This window comes from Aeromonas crassostreae, from assembly GCF_054052445.1.
Map to the genome: position 1 here is coordinate 1 of NZ_JBSTYM010000007.1, position 24,125 is coordinate 24,125.

The 24,125-nt window shown below is 65.3% G+C and carries 22 protein-coding genes; 12 read left to right on the forward strand and 10 right to left on the reverse strand.

Annotation, left to right across the window (positions count from 1 at the left end; translation table 11 throughout):
- Positions 1–97 precede the first annotated feature (97 nt).
- From ACW5W4_RS07240 to metJ, 3 genes are all read right to left on the reverse strand, one after another.
- Entirely contained in the window at positions 98–436 is a 339-nt protein-coding gene (locus ACW5W4_RS07240; RefSeq protein WP_456688923.1) for a tRNA-binding protein, read from the reverse strand.
- 84 nt (positions 437–520) lie between these two features.
- Entirely contained in the window at positions 521–1,264 is a 744-nt protein-coding gene (locus ACW5W4_RS07245; protein WP_456688924.1) for a helix-turn-helix domain-containing protein, read from the reverse strand.
- Between the two features lie 35 nt (positions 1,265–1,299).
- Positions 1,300–1,623, reverse strand: a complete 324-nt coding sequence (gene metJ / locus ACW5W4_RS07250) for a met regulon transcriptional regulator MetJ (RefSeq protein ID WP_042001009.1) — start codon at positions 1,621–1,623, stop codon at positions 1,300–1,302.
- A gap of 172 nt (positions 1,624–1,795) precedes the next feature.
- Here metJ and metB point away from each other — a divergent pair, with 172 nt between their 5' ends.
- Positions 1,796–2,962 (forward strand): cystathionine gamma-synthase, encoded by a 1,167-nt coding sequence (gene metB, locus ACW5W4_RS07255; RefSeq protein WP_456688925.1) that lies wholly within the window; start codon positions 1,796–1,798, stop codon positions 2,960–2,962.
- Entirely contained in the window at positions 2,959–5,460 is a 2,502-nt protein-coding gene (locus ACW5W4_RS07260; RefSeq protein ID WP_456688926.1) for a bifunctional aspartate kinase/homoserine dehydrogenase II, read from the forward strand. Before metB ends, ACW5W4_RS07260 begins: the two co-directional genes overlap by 4 nt.
- A 101-nt stretch (positions 5,461–5,561) precedes the next feature.
- Here the strand turns inward: ACW5W4_RS07260 and ACW5W4_RS07265 are convergent, their stop codons facing one another.
- Together ACW5W4_RS07265 and ACW5W4_RS07270 are read right to left on the reverse strand one after the other, a co-directional pair.
- Positions 5,562–6,251: an LrgB family protein gene (locus tag ACW5W4_RS07265; protein WP_427261973.1), complete on the reverse strand. Its 690-nt coding sequence runs from the start codon at positions 6,249–6,251 to the stop codon at positions 5,562–5,564.
- On the reverse strand, positions 6,244–6,639 hold the full coding sequence (locus ACW5W4_RS07270) for a CidA/LrgA family protein (protein WP_408793523.1): 396 nt from the start codon (positions 6,637–6,639) through the stop codon (positions 6,244–6,246). The genes ACW5W4_RS07265 and ACW5W4_RS07270 overlap by 8 nt, the downstream gene beginning before the upstream one ends.
- A 125-nt stretch (positions 6,640–6,764) precedes the next feature.
- Between ACW5W4_RS07270 and ACW5W4_RS07275 the strand changes: the two genes are divergently transcribed.
- On the forward strand, positions 6,765–7,655 hold the full coding sequence (locus ACW5W4_RS07275) for a LysR substrate-binding domain-containing protein (RefSeq protein WP_456688927.1): 891 nt from the start codon (positions 6,765–6,767) through the stop codon (positions 7,653–7,655).
- Here the strand turns inward: ACW5W4_RS07275 and pdxR are convergent.
- Positions 7,652–9,130, reverse strand: coding sequence for a MocR-like pyridoxine biosynthesis transcription factor PdxR (pdxR, locus tag ACW5W4_RS07280; RefSeq protein WP_456688928.1), 1,479 nt, complete (start codon positions 9,128–9,130; stop codon positions 7,652–7,654). The two genes, ACW5W4_RS07275 and pdxR, sit on opposite strands and share 4 nt — an antisense overlap.
- 119 nt (positions 9,131–9,249) lie before the next feature.
- Between pdxR and ACW5W4_RS07285 the strand changes: the two genes are divergently transcribed.
- Together ACW5W4_RS07285 and ACW5W4_RS07290 are read left to right on the forward strand one after the other, a co-directional pair.
- On the forward strand, positions 9,250–9,687 hold the full coding sequence (locus tag ACW5W4_RS07285; protein ID WP_408793529.1) for a rhodanese-like domain-containing protein: 438 nt from the start codon (positions 9,250–9,252) through the stop codon (positions 9,685–9,687).
- Positions 9,677–10,402: a GNAT family N-acetyltransferase gene (locus ACW5W4_RS07290; RefSeq protein WP_456688929.1), complete on the forward strand. Its 726-nt coding sequence runs from the start codon at positions 9,677–9,679 to the stop codon at positions 10,400–10,402. Before ACW5W4_RS07285 ends, ACW5W4_RS07290 begins: the two co-directional genes overlap by 11 nt.
- Positions 10,403–10,564: 162 nt before the next feature.
- Here the strand turns inward: ACW5W4_RS07290 and ybaK are convergent, their stop codons facing one another.
- Positions 10,565–11,035: a Cys-tRNA(Pro) deacylase gene (ybaK, locus tag ACW5W4_RS07295; protein WP_427261968.1), complete on the reverse strand. Its 471-nt coding sequence runs from the start codon at positions 11,033–11,035 to the stop codon at positions 10,565–10,567.
- Positions 11,036–11,233: 198 nt separating this feature from the next.
- Here ybaK and ACW5W4_RS07300 point away from each other — a divergent pair, with 198 nt between their 5' ends.
- Positions 11,234–12,721: a sensor domain-containing diguanylate cyclase gene (locus tag ACW5W4_RS07300; RefSeq protein WP_456688930.1), complete on the forward strand. Its 1,488-nt coding sequence runs from the start codon at positions 11,234–11,236 to the stop codon at positions 12,719–12,721.
- A 93-nt stretch (positions 12,722–12,814) separates the two neighbouring features.
- Here ACW5W4_RS07300 and ppc read toward each other — a convergent pair whose 3' ends face one another.
- On the reverse strand, positions 12,815–15,448 hold the full coding sequence (gene ppc / locus ACW5W4_RS07305) for a phosphoenolpyruvate carboxylase (protein ID WP_456688931.1): 2,634 nt from the start codon (positions 15,446–15,448) through the stop codon (positions 12,815–12,817).
- 326 nt (positions 15,449–15,774) lie between these two features.
- Positions 15,775–16,920, reverse strand: a complete 1,146-nt coding sequence (gene argE, locus ACW5W4_RS07310; protein WP_456688932.1) for an acetylornithine deacetylase — start codon at positions 16,918–16,920, stop codon at positions 15,775–15,777.
- Positions 16,921–17,208: 288 nt separating this feature from the next.
- Here argE and argC point away from each other — a divergent pair, with 288 nt between their 5' ends.
- The 6 genes from argC (at position 17,209) to argH (ending at position 23,103) form a co-directional block, all read left to right on the forward strand.
- Positions 17,209–18,216: an N-acetyl-gamma-glutamyl-phosphate reductase gene (gene argC / locus ACW5W4_RS07315; RefSeq protein ID WP_427261963.1), complete on the forward strand. Its 1,008-nt coding sequence runs from the start codon at positions 17,209–17,211 to the stop codon at positions 18,214–18,216.
- A gap of 15 nt (positions 18,217–18,231) precedes the next feature.
- Positions 18,232–19,011: an acetylglutamate kinase gene (gene argB, locus ACW5W4_RS07320; RefSeq protein ID WP_408793550.1), complete on the forward strand. Its 780-nt coding sequence runs from the start codon at positions 18,232–18,234 to the stop codon at positions 19,009–19,011.
- 22 nt (positions 19,012–19,033) lie between these two features.
- Positions 19,034–19,945: an ornithine carbamoyltransferase gene (locus tag ACW5W4_RS07325; RefSeq protein WP_427261962.1), complete on the forward strand. Its 912-nt coding sequence runs from the start codon at positions 19,034–19,036 to the stop codon at positions 19,943–19,945.
- Positions 19,946–19,996: 51 nt separating this feature from the next.
- Positions 19,997–21,232, forward strand: coding sequence for an argininosuccinate synthase (locus ACW5W4_RS07330; RefSeq protein ID WP_042000966.1), 1,236 nt, complete (start codon positions 19,997–19,999; stop codon positions 21,230–21,232).
- Between the two features lie 62 nt (positions 21,233–21,294).
- Entirely contained in the window at positions 21,295–21,615 is a 321-nt protein-coding gene (locus ACW5W4_RS07335; RefSeq protein ID WP_005891802.1) for a hypothetical protein, read from the forward strand.
- A gap of 102 nt (positions 21,616–21,717) precedes the next feature.
- Positions 21,718–23,103: an argininosuccinate lyase gene (gene argH / locus ACW5W4_RS07340; RefSeq protein ID WP_456688933.1), complete on the forward strand. Its 1,386-nt coding sequence runs from the start codon at positions 21,718–21,720 to the stop codon at positions 23,101–23,103.
- Between the two features lie 103 nt (positions 23,104–23,206).
- Here argH and ACW5W4_RS07345 read toward each other — a convergent pair whose 3' ends face one another.
- On the reverse strand, positions 23,207–24,100 hold the full coding sequence (locus tag ACW5W4_RS07345; protein WP_456688934.1) for a LysR substrate-binding domain-containing protein: 894 nt from the start codon (positions 24,098–24,100) through the stop codon (positions 23,207–23,209).
- Between the last annotated feature and the right edge of the window lie 25 nt (positions 24,101–24,125).

A 24,125-nucleotide genomic window follows, 5' to 3' on the forward strand; every position in this document is an offset into this window, starting at 1 on the left:
GCCCTGTGCACTCACGGCGGGCGGGGCGGCCAGATTGCGCGGCGCCCATAACCACCCCCGGCGACCCCGGGGTCGCCTCTCTGTTTTCATGGGGCCATCAGCCCAGCTTGGCGCCGTTCTCCACCGCCTGTTCCGGGATGGCCATCACCACGGCGCCATCGGCCCGGTAGAAGCCGGTCAGCAGAAACTCCGACTGGACGGGGCCTATCTGCTTGGCCGGAAAGTTCACCACGGCGACGATCTGGCGTCCCACCAGATCCTCGGGGCGATAGAGATCCGTTATCTGGGCGCTGCTCTTGCGCACCCCCAGTTCGGGGCCGAAATCCGCCCACACCTTGTAGGCGGGCTTGCGCGCCTCGGGGAAGGGCTCGACCCGCACCAGGGTGCCCACCCTCAGCTCCACCATCTCGAATTGCTGCCAGCTTATGGTCTGCATCTTGGCTCCTCGTTGCCCATACCTTGCATGAGCCTCAGCATGCCTCGAATGCCCGGGGATTGTCTTCGGCAAAGAGCCGACCGGTTACGGCAAGTGGCCGTTTTGCCGGCGCCAGCGGGTGGGGGTGAGGCCGGTCTCGGCCAGGAAGCGCTCGGCGAAGGCCCCCTGATCCTGATAGCCGCAGCGGCTGGCCACCTCGCCGATGGGCAGGGCGGTTTGGGCCAGCAGGGTGCGCGCCAGGGCCATGCGCCGCCCGCGGATGTAGCGGGAGGCGCTCAGGCCGAACTGCTGGCGAAAGGCGTGCTTGAACTGGCTCTGGCCGAGGCAGGCGATGGCGGCGAGCCGCCCGTTGCCGAGGGGCTCGGCGAGGTGGGCCTCGATGTGGCGCTGCACTCTTGTCATGCGCGGGGTGAGGGCGGGGCCCATGCCCTGACCCTGGGCCAGCAGGCTCAGCCAGATCTGCTCCATGCCGGCCACGTGGCGACCCTGGCGCACCACCTGATGGAGGAAGGCGAGGTAGTGGCGCTGGGGCTCGTCCAGGGGGATGAAGGGGCGCTCGCCCAGGGCCTCCGGCAGCCAGAGGCTCTCCTGCACCAGAAACGAGAGCGCCGGATCCGCGGCGTAGTCGTGACGCAGGCCCGGGGCTATGATGCAGGCAAAGCCGGGGGCGAGGCGCCGCCCCTGACCCTGCACCTCGATCTCGAGGGGGCCGTCCAGGGGGATCACCAGCTGGGCATGGTCGTGACTGTGGCTCTGGATGTTGCTCTGGTAGCGGCGCAGGCTGAACGGGGGGCTGGATAAGGATGACGCGGCACAAGGCCGCGTCATCGAAGGGGAAAGATCATCTGCCATGGGCCGCCAGATCACTCGGCGTCGTAGTCTTCGATCTCTTTGCCCAGGGCCTCCATGATGGCGCGGGCTTCTGCCGGGACGCTGTCCGGATGATCCTTGCGAAGATCGTCGTCGCAGGGCAGCGGCTGACCGGTGAACGCATGGAGAAAGGCCTCGCAGAGCAGCTCGCTGTTGGTCGCATGACGCAGGTTGTTCACCTGGCGACGGGTGCGCTCGTCGGTCAACACCTTCAGCACCTTGAGCGGGATCGAGACGGTAATCTTCTTGACCTGTTCACTCTTCTTACCGTGTTCCGCATAGGGGCTGACGTAGTCGCCGTTCCACTCTGTACCCATGATTCACCTGTTCTCATTTGGCCTTGAGCGCGGATTTTAACCCTTAAGGAATTCAATGGCAATCCAACAGCAAAGCCATTTAGACGTCTAGAAGTGTTGACGGCCCTCTTGGGGTGGCGTAATGTCTCGGGCAATGGCGAGAGTGGACTCGCGCAAGGATGAGGAGAGAGAGATGACCCACAAGGCAACCCTGGCGGTGCGCACCGGCATAGAGACAGATACCCAGCATGGCGCCGTGGTGCCCCCCATCTATCTCTCCAGCAACTACACCTTTGCCGACTTCGGCGTGCCCCGTCAATACGATTATGCACGCTCCGGCAATCCGACCCGTGGCAATCTGGCGGACGCGCTGGCCGCCCTGGAAGGGGGGGCGGGCGCCGTGGTGACCGGCACCGGCATGGGGGCCATCCATCTGGTGACCCAGGCCCTGCTGCAGGCGGGGGATCTGCTGATCGCCCCCCATGACTGTTACGGCGGCACCTGGCGCCTGTTCGAATTCCTGGCCGCCAAGGGCAACTATCGCGTCAAGTTCGTCGATCAGGGGGACGAGCAGGCCCTGGCCGCCGCCCTGGCCGAGGGGCCCAGGCTGGTGTGGGTGGAGACACCCTCCAACCCGCTGCTGCGGGTGGTGGATGTGGCGGCCATCTGCGAGGCTTCCCACGCCGTGGGCGCCCTGGTGGCGGTGGACAACACCTTCCTCTCGCCGCTGTTGCAGCAACCCCTGGCCCTGGGGGCCGATCTGGTGGTCCACTCCACCACCAAGTACATCAATGGTCACTCCGACGTGGTGGGTGGGGTCGCCATCGCCAAGGAGGCCGAGCTGGCCGACAGCCTGCTGTGGTGGGCCAACTGCCTGGGGCTGACCAGCGGCGCCTTCGATTCCTATTTGACCCTGCGCGGCCTGCGCACCCTGGGGCCGCGCCTGCGCACCCATCAGGAGAACACCCAGCACATTCTGGCCTTCCTGCAGACCCAGCCCCTGGTCAAGACCATCTATCACCCCAGCCTGCCCAGCCACCCCGGCCACGAGATAGCCCGTCGCCAGCAATCCGGCTTCGGAGCCATGCTGAGCTTCGAGCTCGACTGCGACGAGGCGGGTCTGCGGGCCTTCCTCGGCGCCCTCAACTACTTCTCGGTGGCTGAGTCCCTGGGCGGGGTGGAGAGCCTGGTGGCTCACCCGGCCAGCATGACCCACAGGGCCATGAGCGCCGAGGCCCAGCAGGCGGCGGGGATCAGTCCCCAGCTGCTGCGGATCTCGGTGGGCATAGAGCACGGCGAGGATCTGGTGGCGGATCTGGCCCAGGCCCTGGCGGCGGCAGAGCGGGAGGCGGCGAAATGAGTCAGGCCGAGCAGAACGCCCCCTTGAGTGGGCAGGCAGCAGTGAACAACAAGCGAGACAGCGTGGAGGAGGTTGCCGTGACGGCAGGGGTGAAGCATAGACAGGTACACAAGTTTGGCGGCAGCAGCCTGGCCGACCCCGTCTGTTATCGCCGGGTGGCGGCCATCGTCGAACAGCAGGGAGATGGCAGCGAGCTGATCGTGGTGTCGGCGGCGGGCAAGACCACCAACCGGCTGATCCAGCTGGTGGAGCTGGCCGAGGCGGGGGACGAAGCGGCCGGTGAGGCCCTCCATGCCCTGCGTGCCTACCAGCAGGGGCTGATCGACGGCCTGCTGGAGGGGGAGCTGCACCAGAGCCTGACCGAGCAGCTCAACGGGGATCTCGGCCGCCTGGGCCAGACGCTGGAGGGGCAGTTCGACCGCTTCGAGCGCAACGGCCTGCTCGCCTTCGGGGAAGTCTGGTCGGCGCGCCTGCTGGCCGCCCTGCTCACCAGCCGGGGCGAACCCGCCATCTGGCTCGACGCCCGCAGCTTCCTGCGCGCCGAGGATGGCGCCCTGGTCAAGGTGGACGAGGCCCTCTCCAGCGAGTTGCTCAAGGCCCGTCTGGCCGAGCATGACGGCCGCATCGTGGTGACCGGCTTCATCGCCGCCGACATGGAGGGACGTTCCCTGCTGCTCGGGCGCAACGGCTCCGACTACAGCGCCAGCCTCCTGGCCCTGCTGGCGGAGGGCGAATCCACCACCATCTGGAGCGACGTGGCCGGGGTCTACAGCGCGGATCCGCGCCGGGTGAAGGAGGCGCGCCTGCTGGAGCGCCTGAGCCTGGCCGAGGCCAACGAGCTGGCCCGCCTGGGCTCCTCCGTGCTCCACTCCCGTACCCTGCAACCGGTGGCCGACAGCCGCCAGCGCCTCACCCTGCGCTGCAGCTACAACCCCGACGAGGGCTGCACCCACATCTTGCGCCGCGCGCCGCGCAGCAACGGGGCCCGCATCGTCAGCTCGGTGGATCAGATAGCCCTGATCGAACTCAAGGTGCTGGCCCAGGGGGACTTCGACCAGGCGGTCAAGACCATAGAGGCCCACCTGGCCCGCCATCGCCTGAGCCCCCTCACCCTGCAACGCCAGCCGGATCGGCGGGTGCTGCGCCTGGCCTACACCCTGGAGGTGGCGGTCGGCGCCTATGATCTGCTGCGGGACTTCCAGCTGCAGGGCAACTTCACCGGCCTGATCCAGAAGGAGGGCTACAGCCTGGTGGCCCTGGTGGGTGCCGGGGTGACCGACAACGCCGAGCAGTGTCACCGTTTCTACCAGCTGCTGTCGGATCAGCCCCAGGAGTTCGTCCAGGTGGCCAGAGACGGCCTGAGCCTGGTGGCCGTGCTGCGTCAGGTGGTACTCGAGCCCCTGCTCATCGCCCTGCACAGCGCCCTGTTCAGCCGCCCGACCCGGGTCGGCCTGGTGGTGTTTGGCAAGGGCAACATCGGCAGCCAGTGGCTCAGCCTCTATGGCCGCGAGCAGGCCCGCCTCGAGCGCGAGCTGAACGTGGCGCTCACCCTGTACGGGGTGTTCAACTCCCAGGGGGGCCTGCTGGACGAGGAGGGGCTGGATCCCATCAGGGTGCAGAAGCACTTCGAGCCCAGCCCCCTCATCTGGCCCGAGCTGCTGACCCAGCTGGAGCAGCACAGTTTTGACGCCCTGATCGCGCTGGATCTGACCGCCAGCGAGACGGTGAGCCGCTACTACCCGGATTTTGCCCAGCTCGGCTGCCACATCATCGCCGCCAACAAGTTCGCCGGCGCCGCCGAGAGCGAGTTCTACCAGCGCATCAAGCAGAGCTGCCGCGACCATCAGGTGCAGTGGCGCTACAACGCCACCGTGGGGGCCGGCCTGCCGATCCAGTCCAGCATCCAGATGCTGCGCCAGAGCGGCGACCCCATCCAGGGGGTCTCGGGGATCTTCTCCGGCACCCTCTCCTGGCTGTTCCAGCAATATGACGGCAGCCGCCCCTTCTCCGAGCTGGTAGACGCGGCCTGGCAGCAGGGGCTGACCGAGCCGGATCCCCGGGAGGATCTCTCCGGCCAGGACGTGCGCCGCAAGCTGCTCATTCTGGCGCGGGAGGCGGGCTTCGAGCTGGACTCCGCCGACATAGCGCTGGAGAACCTGGTGCCCCTGGCCCTGCGTCCGCTGTCGGTGGAGGGCTTCATGGACAGGCTGGATGAGCTCGACGGCCCCATCCAGTCCGCCTTCGAGGGGGCGCGCCGGGTCGGCAAGGTGCTGCGCTACGTGGCCCGCATCGAGCGCGGGGGCAAGGCCCGTGTCGGCCTGGAGGCGCTGGAGCCCCACCACCCGTTCGCGAACCTCTTGCCCTGCGACAACGTGTTCGCCATCGAGAGCGACAGCTACCGCACCAATCCCCTGGTGATCCAGGGGCCGGGGGCGGGGCGTGAGGTGACCGCCGGGGCCATCCAGTACGATCTGTGGCAGATCTGCGCCGCGCTGTGAGGCCGGGCAAGGAACGACAAAAGGGCGCCTTATGGCGCCCTATTTGTTGCTCCTGCTCCCTGGGGAAGAGCCCCGGATCATGGCGCCGCTTCGGGGCGCGCTCACCACAGCAGCTGGCCGAGCAGGGGGGCGAGCAGCACAGTCACCATGCCGGCGATCATCATCACCATGCTGGCGACCACCCCCTCTTCCTTGCCCATCTGATAGGCCCGGGCCGTGCCCGCCCCGTGGGCCGAGGCGCCAAAGCCCGCCCCCCTGCCGAGCCGGCTGCGGATGGCGAGGCGGCGCAGCACGCACTCCCCTACCGCCATGCCGATCACCCCGGTCAGCACCACGAACAGGGCGGTCAGATCGCTCTGGCCCCCGACGCTCCGGCTCGCCTCCACCGCGAACGGCGTGGTGATGGAGCGCATGGCGAGGCTGCGTTGCAGCAGATCCGACAAGCCGAACCAGCGGGCCAGCAGCACCGAACTACCCACCGCCATCACCACGGAGGCGAGCACCCCGAGGGAGAGGGAGAGCCAGTGCTTGCGCATCAGGGCCCGGTTCTCGTAGACGGGAATGGCGAAGGCGACCGTGGCCGGGCCCAGCAGCCAGAGCAGCCAGTGACTGTCGGCCATATAGGCCTCGTAGGGGATGTGGCAGAGCAGCACCAGGGCGACCAGCAGGGCCGGGGCCAGCAGCAGCGGCATCAGCGGCAGTATCTGCACCCGGCGATAGAGCCACTTGCTGAGGTAGTAGAACAGCAGGGTGAGCGCCAGGCAGAGCAGGCTCAAGGCTTGGCTAGTCATGGCGGCGATGCCTGCGGGCCAGCCTGAGCTCGAGCCGGTAGACCCTGTCCACCACCAGGGCCGTGGTGGCGAGTACCAGCACGGTACTGAGCCCTATCACCAGCAGGATCCGCACCCCCTGATGGAGCATCAGCTCCTGATAGTTGACCACGGCCACCACGGCGGGCACGAAGAACAGCAGCATCTCCGCCAGCAGCCAGCGGGATCCCGCACTGAACCAGCGGGTCTTGACCACCCCGAGCAGGATCAGGGCGAGCAGGGCCAGCATGCCGGTGAGGTTGGCGGGCAGGGGCAGGTGGAACAGGCGCACGGCGCCATCGGCCAGCCACCAGATGGCGGCCAGCAGGGCGACCTGCAAGGGGGTGAGCAACCAGGAGGGCAGTGACATGGGGGCGGGCCGGTTGTTGAGACTGGCACCAGTGTAGCGCCGGGACAAACCTGCAAAAAATGAATTTAAATTATCAAAATCATGCCAAATTGGCATGATATAGCCCCCATCAGCGGAGAGAGTCCATGGATATCCGAGCCCTGCGTTACTTCGTCGAGCTGGTGCGCGAGCAGAGTTTCACCCGCGCCTCCCAGCGGCTGTTCGTCACCCAGCCCACCATCAGCAAGATGATCCGCAACCTGGAAGAGGAGCTGGGCCAGCCCCTGCTCAGCCGGGTGGGCCGCCGCTTCACCCTGACCGACGGGGGGAGGGTGCTGTTCGCCCGGGGCCAGGAGATACTGGCCCAGATGCAGCAGCTGGAGACGGAGCTGGCGGACTTGCAGAGCCTCAAGGGGGGACGGCTGGCCCTGGGCATGCCCCCCATGGTAGGCCACGTCTATGCGGATCTCATTCGCCGCTATCGCAGTCGCTACCCCGCCATCGAGCTCTCCATCGTCGAATATGGCGGTCGGCGCATCGAGCAGGCGGTGCTGGAGGGGGAGCTGGATCTCGCCATCACCATGCTGCCGGCCCGGGAGACGGCCGAGCTGGAGACCCTGGATCTCGACTGCTACCCGATCCAGCTGGTGCTGCCCGCCGAGCCCCGCTGGCGCGAGCGAGCCTGCGTGCGCCTCTCGGATCTGCGGGAAGAGCCCCTGCTGCTCTACACCCAGGCCTTCACCCTGAGCGAGCGCATCGAACAGGCCTGCCTCGCCGAGGGATTCACCCCCCAGGTGGCGGCGCGCAGCAGCCAGTGGGATTTTCTCACCGCCATGGTGCGCAGCGGCATGGGGGTCGCCTTCCTGCCCGAACCCGTCTGCCGCCGCCTGACCCAGGATGGCCTGATCCTGCGCCCCCTGTTGCCGGAGATGAGCTGGCGGCTCGGGGTGATCTGGCCGAGGGGCCGCTACCTCTCCCGCAGTGCCGAGGCCTGGCTGGCCCTTTGCCGAGAGCGTCAGCAGGGAGGGTCGGCCTAACCCCCGGGCTGAGCCGGATCGTCCGGCGCCTGGGCCATCAGCCGGCCCAGGGCGCGGCAGAGCTGGCGCAGGCTGGCGTTGTCGAGCGCCCCATAGCCGAGCAGCCAGCCTTCGTGGCGGGGCGGCGACGCCGCGTCTGGCGGGGTCAGGTAGAAGTCGCTCAAGGGGCGCAGCCCCAGCCCCTGGCGATTGGCCCGGGCCGTCCAGCGCGCCTCCTCCCCCGGGGGGAGCAGGGCGCACAGCTGCAAGCCGGCGCCGGTATGGATGGGGGTCAGGGCCGGGCACTGGCTGGCCAGGGTCTCCACCAGCAGGTCGCGGCGGCTGCGGTAGAGGGGGCGCATCTGGCGCAGGTGGGCGGCGAAGTGTCCTCCCTGGATGAAGTCGGCCGTCACCCCCTGCAACAGCTGGTTGCTGTGGCCGTCGATGGCGGCGCGGGCCTGGCAGAAGGGGGCCATCAGGGCGTGGGGCAGCACCAGATAGGCGAGGCGAAGGGATCCGAAAAGCACCTTGCTGAAGGTGCCAACGTAGAGCACCCGCCCCTGGCTGTCCAGCCCCTGCAGGGCGGGGAGCGGACGTTGGTCATACTGGAACTCGCCGTCATAGTCGTCCTCTATGATCCAGGCGTTGTGGCGCGTCGCCTCGGCCAGCAGCGCCATCCGCCTTGGCAGGCTCATGGCCATGCCGAGGGGATACTGGTGGGAGGGGGTGCAGTAGATGAGCCTGGGGGCGGGCAAGGATCCGACCGGATTGAGCCCCTCTTCGTCCACGGGCACGGGATGCACCCTGGCCCCGGCGCTCACCATGGCGCTGCGGGCCCCTGGGTAGCCCGGCTCCTCCAGCCAGACGCAGTCCCCCGGATCCGTGAGCAGCTGGGCGGCGAGCTGGATCCCCTGCTGGGAGCTGGTGAGGATCAGGATCTGCTCCGGATCGCAGTTGACTCCCCGCGACTGCATCAGATAGCCGGCGATGGCCTCGCGCAGGGCCGGCAGTCCCTGGGGATCGCCGTAGCGCATCAGCTGTTCCCCCTCCCGGCGCCAGCGCTGCTGCAACAGCTTGCCCCACAGCTCGCCGGGGAAGGCGAGGGCATCGGCCTGACCCGCCCCGAAATTGGGCCTGGGGTTGACCTCCTCGCGGCAGCTGCCGCTGGCCTGCATGGCCTCGCCGCGCCGGGAAAGGGATCGCGCCGCCCTGAGCGGGGCGGACCTGGGGGGCGTCTGGCGCGGTGCTATGGCGACGAAGCTGCCGGCCCCCACCTTGCGCACCAGATAGCCCTCGGCCTCGAGCCTGGCGTAGGCCAGCTCCACTGTGCTGCGGGACAGGGCGAGATCCCGGGCCAGGGCCCGGCTGGCGGGCAAGCGGCTGTGGAGGGGCAGCTGACCGGCCAGGATGGCGGTGCGCAGGGCGCGTACCAGCTGCTCGTGCAGTGGCAAGTCCCCCTGCTGCAGATTGGCGAACAGGGTCGGCAGGGCGGGCATGGTGGGCTCCGGGTGGTGAATTGGTCTGGTCTGTCTGCCAGAATTGGCTATCTTGGCAGGGCCATTATGGCGCTAGATTAGGCTCATTGACCACCCGCATCATGTAGAGGGAGATAACCATGAGTGCCGTTCTCGCCACCGGATTGGCCAGCCCCCAGGCTGCCGTCAGCTTCTTTACCGACCAGCTCGCCTATCGCACCGACCCGGCCGATCTCGCCGCCGACCTGCTGGCGGGGGAGGCCGCCATCGTCGTCATCGACACCCGCTCCCCGGGGCACTATGCCGAGGGCCATATTCCCGGCGCCCTCTCCTTGCCCCACCGCACCATGGACGCGGCCAGCACGGCCTCCCTGGATCGGGATCTCGTCTATGTCTGCTACTGCGATGGCATCGGCTGCAACGGCTCGACCCGCGGCGCCCTGAAACTGGCGGCCCTGGGCTTCAAGGTGAAGGAGTTGATCGGCGGATTGCACTGGTGGCGCCAGGACGGCTTTGCCGTCGCCACCGGCCAGGCGCCCGGTCGCCTGCTGGCAGGGGGGAGCGACTGTGGCTGCTGAGGTGGAGATAAACGGCTTCGGTCAGGCGGTCGGCGCCAAGCTGGCACATTGGGCGGGGGCCGAATTCCCTCCCCATCAGGTCATGAGTGGTTGGGGCTGCCGCCTGGAGCCCCTGGATCCCGCGCGCCACTGCCCCTCGCTCTGGCAGGCCTTTGCCGCCGATGATGGCGCCATGTGGACCTACCTTACCAGCGGCCCCTTCGCGGACGAGCCGGCCATGCTGGCCTGGTTGCAGCAGTGCGCCGCCAAGGAGGATCCCCAGTTCTACACGATCGTCGATGAGGCGAGCGGCCGGGCGCTGGGGCTGGCCAGCTACCTGCGCATCGACCCCCAGGCGGGCAGCATGGAGGTGGGCTGGCTCCATTTTTCTCCCGCCATGCAGCGCACCCGCCTCTCCACGGCGGCCATGGCGCTGATGATGGCGCGGGCCTTCGCCCTGGGGTATCGCCGCTACGAGTGGAAGTGCAACGGGCTTAACGTGCCGTCCCGTCAGGCGGCACTGCGGCTGGGGTTCAGCTATGAGGGAACCTTCCGCCAGGCCAGGGTGGACAAGGGGCGCAACCGGGATACCGCCTGGTTCTCGGTGATCGACGGCGAATGGCCCGCCCTGCAGCGTGGCTTCGAGCGTTGGCTGGACGACGCCAACTTCGACGCACAGGGGCGCCAGCGGCTGCGGCTATCGGATCTGACCGCCGCCTGCCGGGTGACGCCATAGTCTGTGGTCCCGCCTGACTGGCAAAGCTGAAGAGGCCCCGCTTGCGGGGCCTCTCTCATGCTGCAAGCTGCCCAGCCATGGCGCCGACCCATGGCGCTCGCTCGTGCCTTGCTCTGGGGCATGCAGTCCATGGCGTTCGCTCGTGGGGCTTATTCGCGGCGCTTATTCGTGGGGCTCGCCGATGGGGGCGGCGAGCCACTTCAGCAGCGCAATCATGTCCTTGGGCGCCACCCCCACCGAGAGGCCGCGCTTGCCGCCGCTCACCAGGATCTCGTCGAACGCCATGGCGGAGTCGTCCAGCACGGTCGGCAGCGGCTTCTTCTGGGCCAGGGGGCTGATGCCCCCCACCTTGTAGCCGGTCAGCTTCTCGGCATCGGCCGGTTTCATCATCTCCACCTTCTTGAGCCCGGTGGCCTTGGCGAGCTGCTTGAGGCTGCACATACCGGAGGAGGGCACTATGGCCACCACCGCCTGCTTGTCGTGATGGGCGAGCAGGGTCTTGAACACCTGAGCCTGGGGCAGGCCGAGCTGGGCCGCGGCATGTTTGCCGAAGTCGTCGTGGGCCTCACACTCGTAGGGGTAGAGCCTGTGGGGGATCTTGAGCTTTTTAAGCAGGTTGATTGCGGGGGTCATGGAGATTCCTTGAATCGCGACAAGGTCAGAGAGTGTGCGCTCAGGGGGCTGGCATGGCAAGTGGCCCGCGCCCCTGGCCGCCTCCCGGGGCGACCAACATTAGCGCAGTCGAATGTTCGCACCTATGCTCTGGGGTCTCAGCCCCGCGTGCCTATGCCAGTTGTGGTTATATGTGGACTATCGAAAGGAATCGTAGCCATGAATATCCCCGTGATCCGTCCTCCCGATGAGGATACCGACGCGCTTGGGCGTTATGATGCCCAGGCCAGATTGACCGCGATCGACCGCGCCTATGGCATAGTCGCGTTCGATCTCAGCGGTCGCATTGTGTCGGTCAACCCCAGGTTCTGTGCCATCCTCGGCTACGCTCCCGAGGAGCTGATCGGCCAGTCCCATCTCCTGCTGGTTCCCTCCGAGCAACGGGGTGAACATGGCCGTTTCTGGCAGGGGGTGCTCTGCGGCGAGATCTATGCCGGCAAGTGCCGCCGCATCATGCGCAGCGGCAGGAGCGTCTGGATCCATGCCACCTACACGGCCATCACCGACGAGGCGGGCTCGCTGCTCGGGGTGATCAAGCTGGCTCACGACATCACCTCGGAGGTATTGGCCGAGCTGCGTGTCGAGCAGCAGAGCCAGCTGTTCGACATCATAGTCGCCGCCCATCAGAGTTTTCTGCTCGATCGCAACCTCGCCTCCGCCTGCGACACCGTGTTCGAGCGGTTGCTGAGCGTGAGCCAGAGCGCCTACGGCTTCATCGGCATAGTCCAGCACGAGGAGAAGGGGCTCAGCCTCTATATCCCCTCCATCTCCAATGTCTCCTGGGATGAGGCCACCCATGCCTGGTACGAGCAGCAGCGCCAGGAAAGGGGGGGGCTCATCTTCAGCAAGCTCGACAACCTGTTCGGTCATGTGGTGACCCACAACACCCTGGTGTGCTGCAACGATCTGCCGCGCCACCCGGCGAGCCGCGGCGTCTCTCCCCATGGCCATCCCCATCTGGACAGCTTCCTCGGCATCCCGATCCGCCACAAGGGGGAGGCCATCGGCATGATAGCCCTGGCGAATCGTCCCGGCGGCTTCGACGAGGCCCTGGTCACCCTGCTCGAGCCGCTCACCACCACCCTCGGCACCCTGATCCATGCCCGCAACCTGGAAGATGAGCGCAGCCGGATGGAACGGGTGCTGCGCTTCAATGCCGAGCACGATTTTCTCACCAAGCTGCCCAACCGCAGCAGCTTCTTCAGCCAGGCCAACCTCTTGCTAGAGCACATCCAGCGCCACCCCGCCGAGGGGGAGGCCTGCTGTCTGGCCCTGATCGATATCGATTTCTTCAAGCAGATCAACGATGAACACGGCCATCTTGCCGGAGATGCCGTACTCAGGGAACTGGCCCAGTTGCTGATGCAGACGGTGCGCAGTCAGGATCTGGTGGCCCGCTTTGGTGGGGAGGAGTTCATCATGCTGCTGCGCCGCACCACGCTGGAAGCGGCCCACGGCATCATGGAGCGTACCCGCCAGCAGATAGCGAACCACCCCTTCTTGCATCAGCGCCAGGAGATTGCCGTCACCATCAGCGCGGGCATCACCCCCTACCAGATGAGTTATCGCTGCATGGACGACTGGCTGCAATGCGTGGATCAGCGCCTCTACGAGGCCAAGCGGCGGGGGCGCAACCGGATCGCATAGGGTCTGTGGTCAGCAGGACACACAGGATCCATGGAACGAAAAAGGGCGCCAATCTGGCGCCCTTTGACTATGTGATTGCCCGTTTGCCAGCCATCAACCCGTGTTGCGCATGCCGGCGGCGATACCGGCGATGGTGACCATCAGCGCCTGATCTATCTCCTCGTGCAGGGACTCCGGGTCGCGGCGCGAGCGGTTGAGCAGCTCGGCCTGCAGCACGTTGAGGGGATCCGTGTAGGGGTTGCGCAGCTTGATGGACTCCTTGATCCAGGGCTGATCGTCCAGCAGGTCCCCTTGCGGGCGCAGGGCCAGCACCACATCGGCGGCGTCGGCGAGTTCCTGGCGCAGCTGCTTGCCGAGCGGCCAGAGGTTCTCCGGCACCAGGCGGGTGTCATAGTACTCCGCCAGCCAGCTGTCGGCCTTGAGGAACACCATCTCCAGCATCTCGAGGCGGGTGCGGAAGAAGGGCCACTGGCGGCTCATCTCTTCCAGCACGGCCTGGTGACCGTTGTCGATGGCCTGTTGCAGCCCCTGGTGGGCGCCGAGCCAGGCCGGCAGCATCAGCCGGTTCTGGGTCCAGGCGAAGATCCAGGGGATGGCGCGCAGGCTCTCGACGCCGCCATTGGGCTTGCGCTTGGCAGGGCGGGAGCCGAGCGGCAGCTTGCCGAGCTCCATCTCCGGGGTGGCGGCGCGGAAATAGGGCACGAAGTCCGGGTGGCCGCGCACTATGCTGCGATAGTGCTCGCAGGAGGACTCGGCCACCTGCTCGATCACGGTGCGCCAGCTCTCTTTGGGCTTGGGCGGTGGCAGCAGGTTGCCCTCCAGCACGGCGCTGGTGTAGAGGTTCAGGCTGTTGATGGCCACCTTGGGCAGGCCGAACTTGAAGCGGATCATCTCCCCTTGCTCGGTGACCCTCAGGCCGCCGCGCAGGGATCCCGGCGGTTGGGAGAGGATCGCCTGATGGGCGGGGGCGCCGCCGCGACCGACGGTGCCGCCGCGGCCATGGAACAGGGTCAGGCGCACCTTGTTGGTCTCGGCCAGGGCCACCAGGGACTCCATGGCGGCGTACTGGGCCCAGCCGGCGGCCATCATGCCCGCATCCTTGGCCGAATCCGAGTAGCCGATCATCACGTATTGGCGACCCTGGATGTAGCCGCGATACCAGTCCACCGACAGCAGGCGATCCATGACGGCGGTGCCCGCCATCAGGTCTTCCTGGGTCTCGAACAGCGGCGCGACCGGCATGCGGAAGGTGCAACCGGCCTCTTTGAGCAACAGCTGCACCGCCAGCACGTCCGACGGGGCGCCCGCCATGGAGATGATGTAGATGCCGAACGCATCCGGATCATGGGCGGCGATCACCTTGCAGGTGTCGATGGTCTCCTGGGTCTCGTCGCTCGGCGTCCAGTCGGTCGGCAGCAGGGGGCGGCGGGAGTTCAGTTCGTTCAGCAGGAAGGCCTGCTTGTCGTCCTCGCTCCACTCGGCGTAGTCCCCCATGCCCAGATAACGGGTCAGCTCGGAGAAGACCTGGCCGTGGCGCTCGCCATCCTGACGGATGTCCAGCTTGACCAGATGGATGCCAAAACAGGCCAGCTTGCGCAGTACGTCCAGCAGCATGCCATCGGCGATGTTGCCCATGCCGCAGGCGTGCAATGAGTGGTAGCAGAGCTCCAGGGGCTCGCGCAGCTGGGCCGTGGTCTTGACCAGATCCCGGCTCTCGCTCACCTGGCCCTGCACCTTGGCGGTGAGGTACTCCTGGGTCTCGCGCAGCTGCTCGCGCAGCTCGCGCACCAGGGCGCGATAGGGTTCGGCACTGTCGCCGACGCGATCGCGTACCGCCTGGGTGCAGTCGGACATGGAGAGCTCCGAGGTGAGCTCCTTGATGTCCTTGTAGAACAGGCTCACCGCCATCCAGCGGCCCAGCTCCAGCACCTCGGCGGTCACCTTGGCGGTGACGAAGGGGTTGCCGTCACGGTCGCCCCCCATCCAGGAGGTGAACTTGACCGGGGCTGCGTCCAGGGGCAGGCGCACCCCCAGGTGTTGCTGCAACCGTTCGTCCAGGTTGCGCATGAATTCGGGGATCGCGGGCCAGAGGCTGTTTTCCACCACGGCGAAGCCCCATTTGGCCTCGTCCACCGGGGTGGGGCGCTGTACCCGGATCTCGTTGGTGTGCCAGGCCTGATTGACCAGCTGTTCGATGCGATTGAGGATCTTGTCCCGCTCACGGGGCAGCAGATCGGAGAGCTCCAGCGCCTCCAGGCAGTCGTTGAGCTGCACATGCTTGTGGATCAGGGTGCGACGGGTCACCTCGGTGGGGTGAGCGGTCAGCACCAGATCGATATCCAGCTCGCGCACCGCCTGGATGATGGCCTCTTGCGACAGGTTGGACGCCTTGAGCTTGGCGAACATCTGCTCCAGGGGATCCGGGTTGCACTCCTGTTCTTCGCTGCGGCGGGAGATGGTGTGGAACTGTTCGGCCACGTTGGCCAGGTTGAGGAACTGGCTGAAGGCGCGGGCCACCGGCAACAGTTCGTCGTCCGAGAGGGTGCGCAGGGTGTCGAGCAGGCGATCCCTGTCGGCCTCGTTGCCCTTGCGAGAGGACTTGGCCAGTTGACGAATGGTTTCGATCTTGTCGAGGAAAGCCTGTCCCTGATGATCCTTGATGGATTTACCCAGCAGCTGGCCCAGCATGCCTACGTTGGCCCGTAGAGCGGCGTACTTTTCGTTCATTCCACATCCTTATTCTGGTTGGTGCCTCTCTCCTTCCAAGGTGAGAGACAGCCTCACTTATTGTTGTGCGATTACAACATATGCTCCGTCATCTTAGGGGGACAATCTACCCAGAATGTCTGCGCGAGGTCAAATAACAGGCCGATTAAGAACATGTATTTTCGATGAACCTGGTACTGGACCGAGTCCGTTTGTCCCGCCTTCTGTCATGTAACTTTCCTACATATCAGATTGCGCCTCCCTGCGCTCGGTAGCCGCCTCACCCCGCCCCTTTGATTGTGACGGCGCCGGGTGAGTCGTGTTGATGGCCGGAGCCCGGCCCTGGCCTAGCAGCAGAAGCGGCGGATCAGGTGTTGCAGCACCGACTTGGTCGGCTCGACGAACGACAGATCCAGGTATTCGTCCGGCTGGTGGGCCTGGGCGATGTGGCCCGGGCCCATCACTATGGTCTGGCAGCCCAGCTGCTGGATGAAGGGGGCCTCGGTGCAGTAGTTGACCGACTCCGCCGCCCGGCCGCTCGCCTGCTGTGCCTCGCGTACCAGCTGGGAATCGGCGTCACAGGCATAGGCGGGGATGGGTTCGTGCAGGTGCTGCAGGTGCAGGCAGCCCGGCTGGTGGATTTCGATGGGGGAGAGCGCCTCCTTGAGCAGGCCCATCAGCTCCTCCGGGCCTACCTGGGGGGTGGGGCGCATGTCGATGTGCAGCTCGCAGCAGCCACAGATGCGGTTCGGGCTGTCGCCCCCCTGGATATAGCCCAGATTCAGGGTCGGCTGGGGCACCTTGAAGCGGTGATCTGCATACTTATCCTTGAGGCTCTGCTGCAGCCTCAGCACCTGGCCCATGGCCTGGTGCATGATCTCCAGGGCGTTGACGCCGTTGGCGGGATCCGAGCTGTGACCGCTCTTGCCCGTGATGCGGATGGCTTCGGACATGTGGCCCTTGTGGGCCACCACGGGCACCAGGCCGGTGGGTTCGCCGATCACCGCATAGTCGGGTTTGAGTTCGGCCGCCGCGGCAATGGCGCGGGCCCCCGCCATGGTGGTCTCCTCGTCGGCGGTGGCCAGGATGCGCAGGGGCTTGGTGAGGGTCTTGAGATCGATATCCTTGAGCGCCTCCACGATGAAGGCGAAGAAGCCCTTCATGTCGATGGTGCCCAGGCCGTACAGGCGGTTGCCCTCCTCGGTCACCTTGAAGGGATCCTTGCGCCAGGCGCCCTGATCGAAGGGCACCGTATCGGTATGGCCCGCCAGCAGCAGCCCCCCCTCTCCCTGACCATAGGTCGCCACCAGATTGAACTTGCCGGGCAGATCCGGCAGGGCCGTCACTTCGCAGCGAAAGCCGAGCTGGCCAAACCAGTCCGCCAGCAGTCGGATCACCCCCTCGTTGCTCTGATCCCACTTGGGATCCGTGCTGCTGATGGAAGGAATTGCAATAATATTCTTATAAAGTGAAAAAAAATCCTGATTGGCCACTAGCTCCTCCTTGCACCCTAGGAAGGTTTCTGTTAGAAAATACAAATGCAAACTGAGTGAATGAATATTCTATTCTTGCGCTCACCGATAAGGCTCTAGTTGTAAGGGAAAGTCAATGTTCTGTCACCTGATCTATCACCGACGACGCAACCCCGCCTGAATTGTCTCCGCGTGAGCCAGCCAGCTCATCGCCCCTTGCCTGGCAAGGCAGAAGAGGCGATTCATGGCCTCTTAATCTTTATGCAGCATCATGCTGTGAACCCAGACCTCAGATTTTGGAATCGATCAATGCTTAACACCGTTATCGTCGGTGCCAGTGGCTACGCGGGAGCAGAGCTGGCCGCCCTGGTGCAGAACCACCCTCAACTCAAGCTGTTCGGCCTCTATGTCTCCGCCGGCAGCCAGGACGCTCACAAGCGTTTCTCCTCTCTGCATCCCCAGTGGGTGGGGGAGCTGGATCAGCCGTTGCTGCCCCTGGACGAAGACGGCATGACCCGGATCCTGACCCAGGCCGACCTGGTGCTGCTGGCCACCGCCCACGAGGTGAGCGCCGAGCTCGCCCCCAAGTTCCTGGCCAAGGGGCTGCCGGTGTTCGATCTCTCCGGCGCCTTCCGGGTGCAGGATCAGCAGTTCTATCAGGATTACTACGGCTTCACCCATGAGAACGAGCAGTGGCTCGCCCAGGCGGCCTATGGTCTGGCGGAGTGGAATGCCGATGCGATCAACGCCGCCCAGCTGATTGCGGTGCCCGGTTGCTACCCCACCGCCTCCCTGTGCGCCCTCAAGCCGCTGCAGCAGGCGGGTCTCATCAAGGCGGAGTGGCAGCCCATCATCAATGCGGTCTCCGGTGTCTCGGGCGCCGGGCGCAAGGCAGCGGTCAATACCAGCTTCTGCGAGGTGAGCCTGAGCCCCTACGGCACCTTCACTCACCGGCATCAGCCGGAGATCAGCCACCACCTGGGCAAGGGGGTGCTGTTCCAGCCTCACCTTGGCAACTATGTGCGCGGCATCCTGGCCACCATCTACGTGCAGCTGGCGGACGACGTGACCCCGGAGCAGGTGGATCAGGCCTATCTCGCCGCCTACGAAGGCAAGCCTCTGGTGCGCCTCACCGGCCAGATGCCCTCCATCCGTGGCGTGGCCAGTACGCCCTATTGCGATCTGGCCTGGCAGCAGCAGGGCAACATGCTGGTGGTGGTCTCCGCCATCGACAACCTGCTCAAGGGGGCGGCCTCCCAGGCCATCCAGTGCGTGAACATCAAGTTTGGTTTTGAACCGGCCACGGGCCTGATTTAAGGAAGGGTGAAGAAAATGGACAAACAGACACTGGTAATCAAGTTGGGTGGTGCCCTCATCGAGAACGACGAGGCCCTGACCGCCCTGTTCGCCACCCTGAAAACCTTCCTGGACGATCAGCACAGACCCCTGGTGCTGGTGCACGGCGGTGGCTGCCTGGTGGATGATCTGCTCAAGGGGCTGGGGATGACCTCCAGCAAGAAGAACGGCCTGCGGGTGACCCCGTTCGAGCAGATCCCCTTCATCGCCGGTGCCCTGGCCGGTACCGCCAACAAGCAGATGATGGCCAAGGCCATCGCCTGCGGCATCCCGGCCGTGGGCCTGTGCCTGGCCGATGGCGGCCTGTGCCAGGTGGTGCAGCTGGATCCGCAGCTCGGCGCGGTCGGCGACTGCACCCCGGGCAACCCGGCCCTGGTGCAGGGGGTGCTCTCCCAGCAGTTCCTGCCGGTCATCAGCTCCATCGGCATCACGGCGGAGGGTCAGCTGATGAACGTCAACGCGGATCAGGCGGCCACGGCGATTGCCGAAGCCCTGGGCGCCGACCTGGTGATGCTGTCGGATGTGAGCGGCATCCTGGATGGCAAGGGCAAGCTGGTGCCGCAGCTCGATAAACAGACGGCGCTGGATCTGATGGAGAAAGGGGTCATCACCGATGGTATGGCGGTCAAGGTGAAGGCGGCGCTCCATGCCGCAGAGACCCTGGGCAAGCCGGTCTGTGTCGCCAGCTGGCGCTACCCGGATCAGCTGCTCCAGCTGCTTGGCGGCGCCGCCATCGGCACCCAGGTTACCCTCTAAGGCACGACAAAAGGACGATTCGATGCAACACCTGCTCAAAGACAGCGACCTCAGCAAGGCCCAGATCCTGGCGTTGATAGCCCTGGGCAAACAGGTCAAGGCCGATCCCAAGAAGTATGCCCATGCTCTGGCGGGCAAGGCGGTGGTGACCCTGTTCGAGAAGCCCTCCCTGCGTACCCGGGTCACCTTCGACATCGGCATCGCCAAGCTGGGTGGCCACAGCGTCTACCTGGATCAGCAGAACGGGGCCCTGGGCAAGCGGGAATCCGTGCAGGATTTTGCCGCCAACCTGTCCCGCTGGTGTGACGCCATCGTCGCCCGGGTATTCGATCACCAGACGCTGGTTGATCTGCAGCAGTACGCGACCGTGCCCGTGGTCAACAGCCTGTGCAACCTCTACCACCCCTGCCAGGGGCTGGCGGACTTCATGACCATCGCCGAGCACTACGACGATCTGTCCAAGGTGAAGCTCGCCTACCTCGGCGATGGCAACAACGTCAGCCACTCCCTGCTGCTGCTGGGGGCGACGCTCGGCACCGACGTCACCCTGATCTGCCCCAAGGGTCACGGCCCGGATACCCAGATCTTCCTCGAGGCTCAGGCCCTGGCGGCCGAGTCGGGGGCCACCATCCATATCAGCGATGACGTCGCCGATATCGAAGGCTTTGACGTGGTTTATACCGACACCTGGGTCTCCATGGGTGACAACACCCCGATGGAACAGGTAAAAGAGATCTTCATGCCTTATCAGATCAACCAGGCCCTGCTCGACCGGACCGGCATCGCGCATGTGCTGCACTGCCAGCCGGCCCACCGGGAACTGGAGATCACCTCGGAAGTGATGGATGGCCCCGCCTCCCTCATTCTGGACGAGGCAGAGAACCGGATGCATATCCAGAACGCCGTGCTGCTGACCCTGCTGGGTCACAAATGAGCGACCGACCCTGTTTTTAATGTTTTCAAGATTGATCATGGAGAGAAGTAAATGAGCGGAATCAACAAGATAGTACTGGCTTACTCGGGCGGACTGGATACCTCGGCCATCATTCCCTGGCTCAAAGAGCACTACAACGCCGAAATCATCGCCTTCGTTGCCGACGTCGGTCAGGGCGAAGACGATCTGGAAGGGGTGGAAGAGAAGGCCCTGGCCTCCGGCGCCGCCAAGTGTGTGGTCTATGACCTGAAGGAAGAGTTCGTCAAGGACTACGTCTATCCGACCCTGAAGACGGGCGCCATCTATGAGGGCACCTACCTGCTGGGTACCTCCATGGCCCGTCCGGTGATCGCCAAGGCCATGGTGGAAGTGGCCAAGGCCGAAGGGGCCGACGCCATCGCCCACGGTTGCACCGGCAAGGGCAACGACCAGGTGCGTTTCGAAGGGGCCGTGGCCTCCCTGGCGCCCCAGCTGAAAGTGATCGCCCCCTGGCGCATCTGGGACATGCGTTCCCGTGAAGAGCTGCTCGCCTATCTGGAAGCGCGCAACATCCCCTGCAAGGCGACCCTGAAGAAGATCTACAGCCGTGACGCCAACGCCTGGCATATCTCCACCGAAGGTGGCGAGCTGGAGAGCACCTGGAACGAGCCGTCCGAAGCGGTCTGGCAGTGGACCGTCTCCCCGGAGCAGGCACCGAATGAGCCGGAATACGTCAAGCTGACCGTCAAGCAGGGCGAGATCGTGGCCGTGGACGACCAGCCCCTGAGCCCCTATCAGGTGCTGGTGACCCTGAACGAGCGTGCCGGCAAGCACGGCGTCGGTCGCATCGACATCACAGAGAACCGTCTGGTGGGCATGAAGTCCCGCGGCTGCTACGAGACCCCGGGTGGCACCGTCATGATGGCGGCCCTGCGCGCCATCGAAGAGCTGGTGCTGGACAAGCCCACCCGCGCCTGGCGCGAGAAGCTGGGTGCCGAGTTCTCCCACCTGGTCTATGACGGCCGCTGGTTCACCCCCCTGTGCAAGGCGGTGCTGGCGTCCGCCAATGCCATCGCCGAGGATCTGGACGGTGAAGTGGTGCTGAAGATGTACAAGGGCCAGGTGAGCGCGACCCAGAAGCGCTCCGGCAACAGCCTCTACTCCGAAGACTTCGCCACCTTCGGCGCCGATGAGGTGTACGACCAGAGCCATGCCGAAGGCTTCATCCGCCTCTACACCCTGGCCAGCCGCATTCGTGCCCTGAAAGAGCAGAATCTGGCGGTGGGCGGTGACCATACCCACGGTTGATACTGTGTCTCAGCCAATCAGGAATAATCCTGATTGGCTGAATAAACCAAGGATGAAATGATATGAATATGAAGCTATGGATGGCTGTATTCTCAACGTTTTTACTCGCTGCATGTGCAACCAAGCAGTACCCTCAAGCCCCCTTGGTTAGTGCCGAAGAGTCAGCTGTATTTGACTGCCAGGCGATCAACGTGGAAATTGCCAAAACTCGTAGCATTCAGGCAGAGATTGAACGTACTGGTGAGTTTGATGGTAAGACAGTCCTTGGTGCATTAGGCGATTTCGGTATTGGCAATGGAATTGCTAAGACTGAGGCAAGACAAAAGGCGAGTGATCGCCTGACACAGCTGCGAGCATTGGAAGCTGCCAAATGCAGTGGTTAGGATGGTTGATTACGGAACATGGTTTTTCTTAGTTACCAATGTTGATTGGAAGAATTTTGAGCTCTTCTGGTAGAAGAGCTTTTCGCATTCAAGGAGAGCAGTATGGCACTTTGGGGTGGACGCTTCAGTCAGGGGGCCGATAGCCGGTTCAAGCAATTCAACGACTCGCTGCGCTTCGATTACCGGCTGGCGGAGCAGGACATTCAAGGCTCCATGGCCTGGGCCCGCGCCCTGGTCACGGTGGGTGTGCTGACCCAGGACGAACAGGGTCGGCTGCAACAGGCGCTGGAGGTGCTGCTCGCCTCGGTGCAGCAGGATCCCCGGCAGATCCTGAGCTCGGATGCCGAAGACATCCACTCCTGGGTCGAGGGAAAGCTCATCGATGCCGTCGGCGATCTCGGCAAGAAGCTGCACACCGGCCGCTCGCGCAACGATCAGGTCGCCACCGATCTGAAACTCTGGTGCAAGGCGCAAGGAGAGCTGCTCGCCGCCTCCATCACGGCTCTGCAACAGGGGCTGGTGGCCTGTGCCCGCGCCAACCAGGCCGCCGTGCTGCCCGGTTACACCCACCTGCAGCGTGCCCAGCCGGTCACCTTCGCCCACTGGGCTCTGGCCTATGTGGAGATGCTGGAGCGGGACCATTCCCGCCTGCAGGATGCCCTCAAGCGTCTCGACACCAGCCCGCTCGGCTGCGGCGCGCTGGCAGGCACCGCCTATGCCATCGACCGCGAAGCCTTGGCGCTCGACATGGGCTTTGCCGGCGCCACCCGCAACAGCCTGGATTCGGTCTCGGATCGGGATCACGTGGTGGAGCTGATGCACGTGGCGTCGCTCTCCATGGCCCACCTGTCGCGCTTTGCCGAAGATCTCATCTTCTACAACACCGGCGAGGCGGGCTTTGTCGAACTGTCCGATGCGGTCACTTCGGGGTCCTCCCTGATGCCGCAGAAGAAGAACCCGGACGCGCTGGAGCTCATTCGTGGCAAGACCGGCCGGGTAGTGGGCGCCCAGATGGGCATGCTGATGAGCCTGAAAGCATTGCCGTTGGCCTACAACAAGGACATGCAGGAAGACAAGGAAGGGCTGTTTGACGCGCTGGATACCTGGCACGACTGTCTCGACATGGCGGCCCTGGTGCTGATCGACTTGAAGGTCAATGGCGAGCGCACCAAGGCGGCGGCCCAGGGTGGCTACGCCAACGCCACCGAGCTGGCGGACTACCTGGTGGCCAAGGGCATTCCGTTTCGCGAGGCGCACCATATCGTCGGTGAAGTGGTGGTCCAGGCCATCAAGCTGAAGAAGCCGCTGGAGGAGCTGTCCCTCAGCGAATTCCAGGGTTTCAGTCCTGTCATCGGCGAGGATGTCTACCCGAACCTGGAGCTGGAAGCGACCCTGGCCAAACGGGTCGCCAAGGGGGGCGTCGCCCGGGAGCAGGTAGAAGGCGCGCTGGCCGCCGCCGAAGCCTGGCTGGCCAAGCGGGTGGGCTGATCCCCGCGGCGCGCCAGCGCAATGACAAGAAAAACGGCAACCTCAGGGTTGCCGTTTTTTTATGCACTTTCTTGGACGGGGTGACCGACCCTCGCAGAGGCACTCAGCCCCTGTGCCCGGCGCTGGCCTGATGCACGGCGTCCGTGAGCAGGCGTTGCAACTGGCGCCTGGCCTCGTCGGTCTCATGGTTGGCGCCGAGCAGCACCACCCCCAGGGTGCCCGGTGACGGCAGCACGGCGCCGAGGGGCGCTAGGCTGGCCGGCATGCCGATGGCGGAACGCACCGTGATCCCGAGCCCGGCCTGCACGGCGGCCCAGATCCCGCCGAGGCTCTGGCTGGTGAAGGCGATGCGCCAGGGGATCCCGGCCTCGTCGAGGGCGCGGATGGCCCGTGTCCGCATCAGGCAGGGGGCATCGAAGAGCACCAGGGGCAAAGGCTCCCCCCGCGCGAGCAAAGGGGCAGGATCCCACTCGGGGTGGGCAATCCAGGCCAGCTGCGCCACCTCGATGAGGGGAAGATCCTCCCGCTCTCCCTGTGGCTGCCAGGCGAGAGCCATGTCGAGGGTGCCTTCCCTGATCCCCTGCACCAGGGCCCCGTTGCGATCGATGCGGGTCGTCATGTGCAGGGCCGGGTGCTGGCGGCAGAGGGGCCCCAGCACGGCGGGGAGCAAAGATTCGCCGAAGTCCTCCTGCACCCCGAGCCGGATCTCCCCTTGCAGCAGCTCTCCTTTCAGGGCGAGCACGGCTTCGTCATTGAGCTCCAGCAGCCGTTTGGCATAGCTCAGCAGGCGCTCGCCGCTGGCCGTCGGCACCAGGTGACGGCCCTGCTTCATGACCAGATCGGTGCCGCACTGCTGTTCGAGTTTTTTCAACTGGGCGCTGACCGCCGAGGTGGAGCGGCACAGCCGCTGCGCCGCCAGGGCGAAGCTGCCGCACTCCAGCCCCAGCACGTAGCTGCGCAGGGCATCGAGATCCAGGCTGGGGGGAAGGGGTGACATTATCGTCCTTATAATCGGGATTGTT